The organism is uncultured Thalassolituus sp., assembly GCF_950066645.1.
Lineage (GTDB): Bacteria > Pseudomonadota > Gammaproteobacteria > Pseudomonadales > Oceanobacteraceae > Thalassolituus.
Map to the genome: position 1 here is coordinate 59,002 of NZ_CATMFB010000011.1, position 11,888 is coordinate 70,889.

Consider the following 11,888-nt stretch of genomic DNA (forward strand, 5'->3'; position numbering starts at 1 on the left):
AACGAATGAAAATCGCCAAAGACACAGCCGTACAACTGCACTACACACTGAAAGATGCCGACGGCAACCTGATTGAAACCACCCGCCAGGAAGGGCACCCGGTGGCTTACCTGCAAGGGCACCGCAACATGATCCAGGGCTTCGAAGACGCCGTCGAAGGTAAAGAAGCCGGCGACCACATCGATATCACAATTACCCCAGAAGACGGTTATGGCCACCGGATCGAAGGCTCTGTCCAGCGCGTGCCAGTCAAGCATCTGCAGGGCGCTAAAGTCTGGAAAAAAGGCATGGTGGCTTCTGTGCATACCGAACAGGGCGTGCGTCAGGTCACTATCGTAAAAGTGGGCCGCTTTATGGCGGATGTCGATACCAATCACCCGTTTGCCGGCAAAACCCTTCAGTTTGAAGTCGACGTTGTCGACGTACGGGCAGCCACCGCAGAAGAGCTGGATCACGGCCATGCACACGGCCTTGGCGGTCACCAGCACTGACCCAAGAACCGGTTTCAAAAGCTGACACGAGCGCGGTGGTAATTTAAAAATCCATCCGCTATGCTCGGACGCAACAATGACTCAACAATCTGAAGTAAGGAGACTCGGAATGAACATCCGTCACCTTTTCACTGCTGCGGCAGCTACCCTGCTGGTTGCCTGTTCTTCTAATGAGCCTGCACCTCAGGTTGCTGATTGCGTATTTGCCGATGGCAGCAACCAGCCAGCACCGGAATGGGTGTGTGGTGCTCCGGTGGATGGCGTGGATCTGACCGCCGTTGGCTACGCCGATAAATCGGCCGCTGGCGCTAACTTTATGAAGCAGATGGCTGCCACCGCTGCACGTGTTGAACTGGCTCAGACCATGCAGGTCGAAGTTCAGAACATGATCAAGCAGTACACTGAAACCACAGGTGCTGGTGATGATGAAACGGTCGACATGGTAAATACCTCTGTGACCAAACAGATCACCAAGCAACAGCTTCAGGGCAGCAAGATCTACAAGCAGCGCCCGACCCCAAGCGGCGGCATGGTTGTTCTGGTTGGCCTCGACGCCGACACAGTGACTCAGATTGCTGAACAGGCTCTGAAAACTTCGATGAACAACGAAAAAGCACTGTGGCAGAAGTTCCAGGCTGAAAAATCGTTTGACGAGCTGGCTGAAGAAATCGCGAAAATGCGCTGATCTGCACACCGCGACTCACTAGCTATAAAGAAAACCGGCTCAGATGACTGTGCCGGTTTTTTTACGCCCAGAAAGGACCTCCGATGAAATCACTGATGCTCGTTCCGTTGCTGTTATCCGCCAGTCTGTCTCACGCAGACAAGGCTGCCATGAGCGACTACGAAAAATGGCGCTCCGGCCAACTCCAGGAATTCAGAACCTACCTGGAAGAAAACGACAAGGCCTTCATCGGCTTTCTGAAACAGCGCTGGGAAGAAGTCGACACCTTACCCGGTACGCAGGAAGACCCCTCGCCCAAACCGGTGCACATTCCCGAAGCGCCATCGGTGCCCGATGCCAATATGCCGTCAGACACGCCAGTGATCACAGTCACCCCACCTGCACCGGTCGAACCTCCGGTAACGGCTCCTCCGGTCAGGCCCGTCAGTGGCAAAGCCACACGGTTGAATTTCTACGGCCACCGACTGTCCCTGCCTTACGTTGAAACAATGCAGACCGCTTTTCGCAAACGCCCGTCTCCCGAAGGCATAGCAAAAGGCTGGGAAACCCTCGCCGGCAGCGACTATCGCCCAACGACGCAGCAACTGGAGCAGTGGCGGGAATCTCTGCGGTTGAGTGATTGGGCAACCGCCCGACTGGTGAGCGACTTCGCCTCTGCCACGGCTCCAGAACAGGACAGCCAGACTCTGCTCTCCTGGTTTCTGCTGGTCAAACTCGGTTACGACGCACGCCTGGCTTATAACAACCATCTGCACCTGTTGTTACCCGCAGACGATGATGTCTTTGGCGTCACCTTTTTTACCCTAGCGGGTAAGCGCTATTACAACCTGCCGGTCAGTCAGCGAGCGCCCGTCAGCGGAAAGTTATTCACCTACAACGGGCAACATGAAACGGCGACGACGGCTGTGCGTTTCCGTGTACCCGAACATTTTGTTGCCTCAGGCCCACAAAGTGAGCGCACACTGACGTTCAACCAGAACGGGACGCCCGTCACGCTGAGTTATCATTACCCCCAAGCGCAGATCGACTATCTCAACAGCCTGCCTCAACTGGCTCTGCCGCGTTATCCAGTCCTTGAACTGCCCGCGGAAACCCGTTCTGCAGTGATCCAACAACTGATTCCGCTTGTACAAGGCAAAGATGAAGTACAGGCCGTCAATCTGCTCCTCCACTTCGTTCAGAACGCCTTCGAATATAAGACGGATGAGCAGCAGTTCCGCGAAGAGAATTACCTGTTCCCGCTTGAAACACTGCACTATGCCGCCTCTGACTGCGAGGACCGTGCAGCCCTGTTCAGTCAACTGGTTCATGATCTGCTCGGCCTGCCCGTGGTTCTGCTTGATTATCCCGGACACGTCGCGGCCGCGGTCGCTTTCAGCAAAGAGGTTAACGGTGACAGCCTGATGTACAATGCGCGTCGCTATACCGTGACCGATCCAACATATATAAATGCGAGCGCAGGCATGACCATGCCTGAATACGCCCAGACAACACCGCAGATTATCGGTCTCTTTGATTGAGCCGCCGGAGAGAGATATGCCACTGAGTGTCGCCGTGGTCCCTGTGACTGCCTTTGAACAGAACTGCACAATTCTGATGTGTCAGGAAACCCAGCAAGCAGCCATTGTCGACCCTGGTGGTGACCTGCCCCGGGTGCGTAGTCAGCTGGAAAAGATGGGGGCAAAGCCGGTAAAAATTCTTCTCACCCACGCGCACATCGACCACGCCGGCGGCACGGCTGCGCTGGCTCGCGATCTTGATATCCCGGTCATTGGCCCACAGAAAGAAGATGAATTCTGGATCCAGTCACTGCCACAGCAATCAATGATGTTTGGCTTTCCAAAAGCCGAAGCCTTCACGCCTGACCAGTGGCTGAACGACGGCGACACTGTGACGGTCGGTAAGGTGACCCTTCAGGTGATTCATACACCCGGGCATACACCGGGGCATGTCGTGTTCTTTGACCCCAACGCAAAACTCGCCCTCGTGGGGGATGTTATTTTTAATGGCTCGATCGGGCGCACAGACTTTCCGAGAGGTAATTTCGACGAACTGGTCGCGTCGATCCGGGGCAAACTCTTCCCGCTGGGCGACGACATAGAATTTATCTGTGGGCATGGCCCGAACAGTACGTTTGGCAAAGAGCGTCAGACCAACCCGTTTGTGTCCGACCACAGAGGCTGATTACTTCGCCTTTTTCTTGCCCAGTGCGGAGGTCTGTAAGGCCACTAACTGGGCAACCCGCTCCTGACTCTCGGCGATGGCGATGTCCATCTGCTCGTCATACATCTCGAGCCACGTACGCGACCCCGGAAGCATCTTGGCCAGATCGCGCATCCCCTGTTTCAGAGCGGTCAGGTGCATCTGATAGGTCTGCTCCTGATCAAGAAGAATCTCTTTGAACGCTGACGCGCTACTGGAGTCCAGCACCTTCCGGTATTGCTCCAGTGATTTCTCATACGCCAGAATCTGTGCCTGCAGAGCCTGATGTTCCTGCCTGATCGCAGCAACCTCGGCCTTGGTCGCGTACTCCACATCCGGCTCAATCAGAGCCACAATACCCAGAGTCGACAAGGTTGAAAGCGCGACCACCGCAACCCCAACCAGAGCGAAAACTACCTTACGATTCATCGACACCGCGCGCTCAAGCAGCGACAGGCGTTGCCCTTCACTCAGGTCGTATTCTTTCTCTTCTTCCATCGGAATTCCTGCATTTACTGCGTTAACTGACTTTCTAAGCGTAGCAGTTTGCTGACAGAAGGTATCTTTCAGGCACAAAAAAGCCCGCAATCAGCGGGCTTTTTTGTGAGCGGTTGCTTACTTCTTGCCGAAGCCAGCGAAACGCTTCTGGAATTTGTCGATACGGCCACCGGTATCAACAACTTTCTGCTTACCAGTGTAGAACGGGTGGCATGCAGAACATACGTCCAGGTAGATAGTGCCTGGCTTGGTGGACTTAGTCGTAAATACGTTACCGCAGGAGCAGGTTGCTTCCAGGGCAGCGTACTCAGGATGAATACCGTCTTTCATAAAATCACCTCACAGTCTTCACGCCGCCACATTCCGGGGATACCTCTGGGGTTATCCAATATCGGCATGCACCGCGTTACTGGCTAATTTTCAACAGAAACAGCCCTTGCAAGGGCCATAAGGACGCGCATAATACCAGAGCATTCCATATCAGCAAGCCTTTTCATGTCCTTTTTTGTTGTCGACATCGCCCTGCCCGTGCCACTTCTGCGCACATTTGACTACCTTCCTGTGGATGGCGATTCGCAAGAGAACTACCAGCCAGGACAGCGAATCCGGGCTGATTTTGGTCGTCAGTTGCTCACCGGTATCGTCATTGGCACACGCAATACCACGGATGTTCCGCGCGATAAGCTCAAGCCTTTACTCGCCCGCCTGGACGATCAGCCACTGCTCAGTGCTCATGATCTGCGTCTGGCGCGCTGGATGGCAGATTACTATCACCACAGCCTGGGGGATGTGCTGGAACACTGGATTCCGACCATGCTGCGTCGTGGCGCCGCACTGAGCGAGGCGGACGAACCCGGTTGGTTAAGACTCGCAGACCCGGGCAGACCGGTAGACCTGAAAGGCAGTAAACAGACTGCGCTCTGGCAGTTGTTCGCCCAGCAGCCATACATCGCCCACAAACAACTCACCGGCAAAGGCTACTCTCTGGCCCAATGCCGACGCTTAGCCGAACTGGAGCTAATTCAGGAAGACACCCGCCTGCCGCTACCGGAGCTGCCTTCAAGCGTTCGCGCGCCACTGCCACTGAACAGTGAGCAGCAGACTGCCCTTGATAAAATCAGTGCCTGCCTGGGCCGGTTTCAGGCGGCCCTGCTGGAAGGAGTAACCGGCTCTGGCAAAACTGAGGTGTACCTGCAGCTGATTGATCAGGTCATTGCACGTGGCCAGCAGGCGTTGGTTCTCGTCCCGGAGATTGGCCTGACACCTCAGACGGTGCGACGCTTTCAGGAGCGCTTTAACGTGCCCGTGGCCCTGTTGCATTCGGGCCTCAACGATCGCGAACGCCTGCAAGGCTGGCGTCAGGCACGCGAAGGCCACGCCCGCATTCTGATCGGCACCCGCTCGGCGGTGTTTACCCCACTGCCGGATCTCGGCCTGATTATTCTTGATGAAGAGCACGATGGTTCGTTCAAGCAGCAGGATGGCCTGCGCTATTCTGCCCGGGACTTCGCTCTGGTAAGAGCGCATCAGGCCGGTGTCCCTGTACTGCTGGGGTCGGCCACCCCCTGCCTGGAGACGTTGCACAACGCCCTTACTGGCAAATACCTGCATCTGAAGCTCACACGGCGAGCCGGCAAAGCCAGACCTCCGGGCATGAAGCTGCACAGTATTCTGCATCAGCCGCTGACTCACGGATTTGCCGAACCCGTCCTCTCGGCCATGCATCAACACCTGAGCCGGGGCAAACAGGTCCTGGTATTTCTTAACCGCCGGGGCTTTGCACCGTTACTTGCCTGCAAACAGTGCGGTTGGATGGCCGAATGCCGGCGCTGCGACGCGCGACTGACACTGCATCAGTATCCCCCACATCTGCACTGCCATCACTGTGACCATCAACAGCCTGTGCCGCGTAGCTGCCCTGAATGCCATTCGCCAGGCATTGAGGCCATCGGGCAGGGCACAGAGCGGATTGAAGAGCATCTGGGAGCCTTGTTTCCGAGCACTAAGATCAAACGGGTAGACCGCGACACAGTGCGGACCAAACAAGCGTTCGACGAACTGTTTGATGAAATCCACACTGGCGACCCCTGCATCCTGGTGGGCACGCAGATGCTGGCGAAAGGCCACCACTTTCCGGACGTTACTCTCGTAGTCATTCTCGACAGCGATGCCGGATTATTCAGCGCGGATTTCCGTGGTATGGAACATTCAGCACAGCTGATTAAACAGGTCGCAGGGCGCGCAGGCCGGGCCGAAGACCCGGGGGATGTCTGGATTCAGACATTGTATGCCGACCACCCCCAACTGAATCTGCTGATTGATGATGGCTACCATGCCTTAGCACTGTCGATGCTGCGTGAACGTCTGGATCAGCAGCTGCCACCCTACAGTTATATGGCCATGTTACGCAGCGAATCTGAAGACAAAGCACAGGCCCAGCGCTTTCTGGAGCAGGCGCGACACCTGATGCAGCAGTGGCTGAGGCAATATGGCAAGAAAGATGCTCCGCTAACCCTGTTAGGGCCTTTTCCGGCAATCATGGAGAGGCGAAACGGACGATTCCGGTATCAACTGCAGATATTCTGCCCGCATCGCCAGGCCCTGCATCAGGCCCTGGACGCTGCGGTCAAACAATTAGAAGGGATCAAAGGGTTCAGTAAAGTGCGTTGGCACCTGGATGTTGATCCGTTGGATACGCTCTGATTACTGTACCGCCAGACTGTCCAGAATATCGCGAACGGTATCCATGTCGTACTTCGACAGAATGTTCAAAGTGACACCACGCAGATGAGTAAGCTGCTTTACCGATTGCTCCTGAGTTTCTGTAGAGAAAGGAACCTTCATAACAAAACTGACGCTATAGACACCCTTGCCTTTTCCTGCGCCCTCCAGGCGATACATAGACAGTTCAACCTGACCTGTACCGGGATTAAGATAGGCGAAATCGAGCATATAAGTCTTACCGTCTTTACTGCCGGTCAGGTTGTATTCCGTATTCGGGGCAACCTTATGCAAAGCACCAATCAACTGTGCTGCGACTTTCTTAGGATCATCACCCGTGGATTCTGAACGAACCCGGGTGTAGGTCCCTTTACGGGTCCAGTCGGTGGGAGTTTCTTCAACACGAAAATAATTGATGGTTCGAATGCCTGCCTGGCCTGTCACCACATTGATGTTGCCATATGGCTGACCATCAATAACCGGCATCAACTCATTGGGCAGAGCTTCTGCGAACGCAGCCTGTGGCGCACACAACACTGCGATCAGCAAAACACGACGAGCAACTGCGCTGAACATAATCCTTCCTGTATACATAAAAGACAGGTGTCAGATTAGCAGGCAGCCCAAAGAGTCACAACCGCACCCGATGGCTGGCATGTTCTCACTCACCGGGCAGAGACTCGTTCAGATAAGAGCGTCAGATCTTACAGGCACCACCTTCGCAGCCTTCGTCTTCCTGCTCCTGGTAGGACTCCGGATCGATATCGCCCAGCTCCATATCATCAAGAAATGACACATCATCCCAATCTGTGCTGGTTTCAGTATTGCTCTGTTCTGCGACAGCATCACTCATCTTTGTTCTCCAGAAAATACATCTCCGGTCAGCCACCGGAGTTTCTTCAGGATGCCTGAATTATCCCTCAGGTCAATCCCGGATCAGCCTGAACACCTGTCACATCTGATCACTACCACGAACGGTGAGTTGATGCTGACGCAACACCAGATACAAGGCAAAACCGACCGCCACTCCGGGGACAATACCCAGCAACAGACAGACCCAACCGTGGCGCACAGAATAACGCACCGCCTCAAAGCGGACCCAGATTGCGAGCACCGCCCAGCAGACGATGACATCGGTGGAATAACCACTCGCAAAAGGATTTACGAAGCCGGCTGCGAAAGCGCCGATGATGTCGAAATCCTGCAAAAGCGCAGGAATAACCAAGAAAATAAACGCAAGCGTGAACAAACCTGCGCAGAAATAGTTCAGCCAACGGAATACAGAATCATTCATTACATTTCCCTGGACTATTGGTAACGCACCCTTAGTCCCGATAGTCGTTAATATCGAAGTCGCTGGCAGGTTGCATCAGCATGGCTAGCAGCCCGTACGCAACAATGACAGTACCACCGCTAATGAGGCTACCAATGATCCACAGACCGCGAACAAGGCTGACGTTCCACCCCTGATATTCAGCGATCCCAGCTGCAACTCCCGCGATTATTCGATTTCGGGATTTCCGGATATTCATTACATCTCCTTTTGATTGTCAGGTGAGACTGAAGCCATCTCCCGGATACACCAGTCACCTACCAGATAACAGGATCCACACTAACTTGCCTGATATTATCCCTTTCAAGTCTGAGCACCAGTGCAAGAGTGTGTCTCAGCCATAAGATCCCGCCAGAACGAGCGTATCTCAGACTCAATCTCAGGGAGGCGGAGACGCTCTCCTGCCTCATCAAGGGACTTCCCTACCAGCGGAATACGCAAATAAACGCCTTGGATAAAATTGTTACTTACTGTAGACAACACCACCCTGAGTGAGGCCAGCATATCATCTCCGCGATGAGAGGCATGCACCATAACGATTGGCTTACCAACGATTTCAAAACGAGAAACCATCCAGTCAATTGCATTCTTGAGACCGCCTGGTATCGAGCGAACATACTCAGGACTGGAAATAACCAAAGCATCGCACTCCGAGACAGCTCTCAGAAAAACATTTACTGGTGCAGGGGTCAGCTCTCCTTCGAGGTCCGGTGAAAATACGGGGAGCTTATGAAGACTATGAAAAACCTGCATTTCTACACCATCGGGCGCAAAACCCTTTATTGCGATAAGCAACGCGGTATTGGTCGACGCCTCACGCGCACTTCCTGAAATGCCCAAAATTTTCATACCTATCCTTGTAAGCTCAGTAATCTTCCTATCCAGACACTTTGCAGTAAAAAAGCAAGTGAAAGTAAAACAGGGGCGTAACTATCATAGTGACTGGCATCGCGAGAAATCCGCACAAGTGGCTCTTGAGAGCCACTATGCTACGAGCCAAAAAGGAACAAACAGCGATGCTATTTCTGAAAGGTTCCATTTCCGTCGTTGTACCAGACAAGACCCCGGGCAGCATCATCAACGACGATATCAACATGGCCGTCCTCATTGATATCCCATAACCTTATCCAGTCAAACCAAATTTCTGAAGAACTACTTCCAGCTACCAGATTCTGCGCAGTGATATCCAAAAACGATCGACTACCTGAGTTCTCAATGATTTGTATGTAGTAGCCTTGGTAGGCCTCCAAAGAACCCGCTCCGTCGCCAGTGCGGTTTAGTACAACATCCTTATCTCCATCGCGATCGATATCAGAAACGTCTATATCAATTACTGTTCCATTATTGGCTACTGCAGGTAGTTCGGTAGACTTTGAGACACTGTAAAAACCCGTTCTATCTCCCCACAGCACTTTCGAAGAAAATCCATCAGGTTCTTGTCCAGCCACCAGGAGGTCTATGTAACCGTCGCTATCTACATCCACTAGTTCTGCTGTATATAACGGAGATTCATTCAAACCGTCTAATCTTGATGTATCTTTTGTGAAGCTACCCAAGCCATCATTGATTAAAAAGAATGACTCCGAGGTATCTGCCACAAATATATCTATATCACCATCAGCATCAATATCGGCTGAAGCGCCCCCATGCTGAAAACCGACATAGCCCTCCAAGCCGCTACCAAGAACGAAGCCGCTACCTGTAGAAAGCATTACATAGGGAGCCTCACCTGGAAATGGGGGCTGATCATAACCATGCCCAATAACAAAGGCATCCATAACGCCGTCACTGTTGAAATCGCCAGTCAATGCCTTTCTTGGATGCACTAGTCCTGGGGGAGAACCATTAAAAAAATTTGCATCCAGAGTAAAGTTGCCGGAACCATCATTCAAATATAGCTCTGCAGGTGTTGCATCCTCACTACCATCTCCTGAAGAGATAAAGACATCGATATCCCCATCCCTGTCATAATCAGCATAACTGACGGCATGAGCAAACGTTCCGGAATGTACCGTTCTGATTCCTTGCCGATCGACATACAGCGCCGTTGATTGCAACGTATGAGAACTACCATCATCTGCACTGAAATTCGGAGAAATATCTAAATCAAGATCGCTACTATCGCTCTTTGAGCCTCCACCGCAACCCGAAACAGATACAACTAAAGTTACAACAAATATCAACTTATTCATTCTTGGCCTTCCCGGTTCTAGTATTGGCCCGCCCCTCAAGATAAAAGACAGACATAGTATCAGGCACGCATTTCGAGTAAGCGGTAATGCTCAGAGAAGCTACGTATAGCTCTCTTAATACGTTCGAACACGAATATGACTCTATAATGCACGTTGATGATCTCAGGCGGGTCTACTTCGAGCCTAACATAAAGCAGCGCCGCTATAATGATATGCCTGGCTACCCATACTAGGGGCTACAACTCCGCAGAGCAACCTCTGTTGATATTCGCGTGAAGTACACTAAGAAATCAAAACTGGACCGGGCTTGATGTGGGGCAGGCCGTAGTTTGTGCGGCCGGTACCAGTGACACCAACAAGATAAGCCCCTATCCGGTGAAATACTGCTACTGAGCCACTGCAAGCACTTACTAGCAGCATTCGAAGTATATAAAGACCGCTGCGATGGTGAGCTCCTCAAGAATCCACAGACAGTGCATATGTACAACCCTCTCACTTATTTTCTAAGTGTAGTAAACGCCATGCACTGAATTGAACTGCTTATCAGAAGAGAGCCTCTCATACTGACGACGCCAGTTAAACGGGAAAATACCGAGATCACGGGCAACGTACTGCTTTACGACGGAAGTCCTCGGTATATTGACTGTATCATTAGCGTTTGTGTTCTATTCTCGGCCTCATATTTTACTAGTTGGCGATACTTTGGAGTAGCAAAAAGATTAATTGCAGAGTAAATCCAAATGCCATTTGTAAGCACTAGCAAACAACGGAGAACTACTGCGCCAAGCGAATACTCCTCAGATGCAAAGCGTCCGCGTTTTGGGGGGCGAATGATCGCGAGTCCTGCGGCGACAGCCGAGAACTGACTTGCTTGTTAGTAGCTTCATATGAAGTCATTTAAACACCGCCCTCAAGAATCTCTTTTAGTTTTTTCAAATCCTTCTCAACCGCATTTTTATCTTGTGCAAAATGTTCTTCGGATATACCTGGCTGACGCAGGAGGGTAAAAATGAACTCACTCCCGTCTCCGTTGGGAACGACTCGCATGGGGTTATGAACTACAACACCGGAGTCAAGCTCGACATCATGATCCATGACGCCGAAAACATTTCTCTCAGAAAATTTAATCTTTACCTTCCCAAAGGGCGCCTCAGCCACCCATACATTTCCATCTCTTTTAACCACTGAGGTTGCTAAACCAGTGGCCCAGAGCGGCAGATTATCTGGCTTTGAAGCAAACTCATAGACATCTTCAGGGTGGCACCCAATGTAAATACTGATATGCTGAACTTCTTGCATAGTGAGTTCTTCTCTTCTTTTAATGCAGTAGAGCTTACCCTCCTGGCTAGTAACGTTTCAATCAACCGACTGAAAGGAGGCCCCAAGCCGCGAAGCGGCTGATCAACATGCGCTTGTTAAAAGTTGCCACGTTAGTAAACCTTGCTAAGCTTGTCACTTTCAAAGGTGAACGTGACGTTGTTTACCACAATTTTATTGCCTTCTTCTACAATAAACGCATTTGGATATGACTGCCTTAACAAATGCAAAATATCTTTTCGCGAATACTCCTTGCCACCTTTTACGACCAATTCACCAAGGAAGCTATTGGCTTCACTCAATTCATCCAGGCTTACTTGCTGATATGTGTATGTGACACCAGCATCAATTGTCGAATACAGCCAAAATAGATTACTGAAGATCAACAATGTGAGAGTTACGAAAAATGATAATTTCCATTGATTCATTTTATACTCGATGATTTTTAA

15 protein-coding genes are annotated in these 11,888 nt (G+C 51.7%); 5 read left to right on the forward strand and 10 right to left on the reverse strand.

Annotated elements, in window-relative coordinates; translation table 11 throughout:
• Window positions 1-5: 5 nt before the first annotated feature.
• From Q1L85_RS11205 to Q1L85_RS11220, 4 genes are all read left to right on the forward strand, one after another.
• Window positions 6-491 carry a peptidylprolyl isomerase gene (locus Q1L85_RS11205; RefSeq protein ID WP_300425165.1) on the forward strand — a complete coding sequence of 162 codons (486 nt, stop codon included), beginning with the start codon at window positions 6-8 and terminating at the stop codon, window positions 489-491.
• Window positions 492-600: 109 nt separating this feature from the next.
• Complete coding sequence (locus tag Q1L85_RS11210; protein ID WP_300425163.1) at window positions 601-1,176, forward strand: LPP20 family lipoprotein; 576 nt, start codon at window positions 601-603, stop codon at window positions 1,174-1,176.
• An 83-nt stretch (window positions 1,177-1,259) separates the two neighbouring features.
• Window positions 1,260-2,696 carry a hypothetical protein gene (locus Q1L85_RS11215; protein ID WP_300425161.1) on the forward strand — a complete coding sequence of 479 codons (1,437 nt, stop codon included), beginning with the start codon at window positions 1,260-1,262 and terminating at the stop codon, window positions 2,694-2,696.
• Window positions 2,697-2,718: 22 nt separating this feature from the next.
• Window positions 2,719-3,360, forward strand: a complete 642-nt coding sequence (locus Q1L85_RS11220; protein ID WP_300425236.1) for an MBL fold metallo-hydrolase — start codon at window positions 2,719-2,721, stop codon at window positions 3,358-3,360.
• Here the strand turns inward: Q1L85_RS11220 and Q1L85_RS11225 are convergent, their stop codons facing one another.
• Together Q1L85_RS11225 and rpmE are read right to left on the reverse strand one after the other, a co-directional pair.
• Window positions 3,361-3,876, reverse strand: a complete 516-nt coding sequence (locus Q1L85_RS11225) for a hypothetical protein (protein ID WP_300433153.1) — start codon at window positions 3,874-3,876, stop codon at window positions 3,361-3,363.
• Between the two features lie 117 nt (window positions 3,877-3,993).
• Window positions 3,994-4,206 carry a 50S ribosomal protein L31 gene (rpmE, locus tag Q1L85_RS11230; RefSeq protein WP_300433155.1) on the reverse strand — a complete coding sequence of 71 codons (213 nt, stop codon included), beginning with the start codon at window positions 4,204-4,206 and terminating at the stop codon, window positions 3,994-3,996.
• Between the two features lie 165 nt (window positions 4,207-4,371).
• On the opposite strand from rpmE, the gene Q1L85_RS11235 reads away from it, so the two are divergent.
• On the forward strand, window positions 4,372-6,579 hold the full coding sequence (locus tag Q1L85_RS11235) for a primosomal protein N' (protein WP_300426906.1): 2,208 nt from the start codon (window positions 4,372-4,374) through the stop codon (window positions 6,577-6,579).
• On the opposite strand, the gene Q1L85_RS11240 is transcribed toward Q1L85_RS11235, so the two are convergent.
• The 8 genes from Q1L85_RS11240 to Q1L85_RS11275 form a co-directional block, all read right to left on the reverse strand.
• Window positions 6,580-7,173 (reverse strand): hypothetical protein, encoded by a 594-nt coding sequence (locus Q1L85_RS11240; protein WP_300426904.1) that lies wholly within the window; start codon window positions 7,171-7,173, stop codon window positions 6,580-6,582.
• A 121-nt stretch (window positions 7,174-7,294) separates the two neighbouring features.
• Complete coding sequence (locus tag Q1L85_RS11245) at window positions 7,295-7,450, reverse strand: hypothetical protein (protein ID WP_300426903.1); 156 nt, start codon at window positions 7,448-7,450, stop codon at window positions 7,295-7,297.
• 99 nt (window positions 7,451-7,549) lie between these two features.
• Window positions 7,550-7,891, reverse strand: coding sequence for a DUF2834 domain-containing protein (locus tag Q1L85_RS11250; RefSeq protein WP_300426902.1), 342 nt, complete (start codon window positions 7,889-7,891; stop codon window positions 7,550-7,552).
• A 31-nt stretch (window positions 7,892-7,922) separates the two neighbouring features.
• On the reverse strand, window positions 7,923-8,129 hold the full coding sequence (locus tag Q1L85_RS11255; protein ID WP_300426901.1) for a PspC domain-containing protein: 207 nt from the start codon (window positions 8,127-8,129) through the stop codon (window positions 7,923-7,925).
• A gap of 104 nt (window positions 8,130-8,233) precedes the next feature.
• On the reverse strand, window positions 8,234-8,779 hold the full coding sequence (locus Q1L85_RS11260) for an NADPH-dependent FMN reductase (RefSeq protein WP_300426900.1): 546 nt from the start codon (window positions 8,777-8,779) through the stop codon (window positions 8,234-8,236).
• 170 nt (window positions 8,780-8,949) lie between these two features.
• Window positions 8,950-10,122, reverse strand: a complete 1,173-nt coding sequence (locus Q1L85_RS11265) for a VCBS repeat-containing protein (RefSeq protein WP_300426899.1) — start codon at window positions 10,120-10,122, stop codon at window positions 8,950-8,952.
• An 897-nt stretch (window positions 10,123-11,019) separates the two neighbouring features.
• The gene (locus Q1L85_RS11270) at window positions 11,020-11,421 is read right to left on the reverse strand and encodes an SRPBCC family protein (RefSeq protein WP_300426898.1); all 402 of its coding nucleotides are present in this window, start codon (window positions 11,419-11,421) and stop codon (window positions 11,020-11,022) included.
• A gap of 131 nt (window positions 11,422-11,552) precedes the next feature.
• On the reverse strand, window positions 11,553-11,867 hold the full coding sequence (locus Q1L85_RS11275) for an Imm58 family immunity protein (RefSeq protein ID WP_300433159.1): 315 nt from the start codon (window positions 11,865-11,867) through the stop codon (window positions 11,553-11,555).
• Window positions 11,868-11,888: the final 21 nt, after the last annotated feature.

Coding starts and splice junctions, on each gene's coding strand:
- Q1L85_RS11205 (WP_300425165.1), top strand. CDS start 6: ATGAAAATCGCCAAAGACACAGCCGTACAACTGCACTACACACTGAAA.
- Q1L85_RS11210 (WP_300425163.1), top strand. CDS start 601: ATGAACATCCGTCACCTTTTCACTGCTGCGGCAGCTACCCTGCTGGTT.
- Q1L85_RS11215 (WP_300425161.1), top strand. CDS start 1,260: ATGAAATCACTGATGCTCGTTCCGTTGCTGTTATCCGCCAGTCTGTCT.
- Q1L85_RS11225 (WP_300433153.1), bottom strand. CDS start 3,876: ATGGAAGAAGAGAAAGAATACGACCTGAGTGAAGGGCAACGCCTGTCG.
- rpmE (WP_300433155.1), bottom strand. CDS start 4,206: ATGAAAGACGGTATTCATCCTGAGTACGCTGCCCTGGAAGCAACCTGC.
- Q1L85_RS11235 (WP_300426906.1), top strand. CDS start 4,372: ATGTCCTTTTTTGTTGTCGACATCGCCCTGCCCGTGCCACTTCTGCGC.
- Q1L85_RS11240 (WP_300426904.1), bottom strand. CDS start 7,173: ATGTTCAGCGCAGTTGCTCGTCGTGTTTTGCTGATCGCAGTGTTGTGT.
- Q1L85_RS11245 (WP_300426903.1), bottom strand. CDS start 7,450: ATGAGTGATGCTGTCGCAGAACAGAGCAATACTGAAACCAGCACAGAT.
- Q1L85_RS11250 (WP_300426902.1), bottom strand. CDS start 7,891: ATGAATGATTCTGTATTCCGTTGGCTGAACTATTTCTGCGCAGGTTTG.
- Q1L85_RS11255 (WP_300426901.1), bottom strand. CDS start 8,129: ATGAATATCCGGAAATCCCGAAATCGAATAATCGCGGGAGTTGCAGCT.
- Q1L85_RS11260 (WP_300426900.1), bottom strand. CDS start 8,779: ATGAAAATTTTGGGCATTTCAGGAAGTGCGCGTGAGGCGTCGACCAAT.
- Q1L85_RS11265 (WP_300426899.1), bottom strand. CDS start 10,122: ATGAATAAGTTGATATTTGTTGTAACTTTAGTTGTATCTGTTTCGGGT.
- Q1L85_RS11270 (WP_300426898.1), bottom strand. CDS start 11,421: ATGCAAGAAGTTCAGCATATCAGTATTTACATTGGGTGCCACCCTGAA.
- Q1L85_RS11275 (WP_300433159.1), bottom strand. CDS start 11,867: ATGAATCAATGGAAATTATCATTTTTCGTAACTCTCACATTGTTGATC.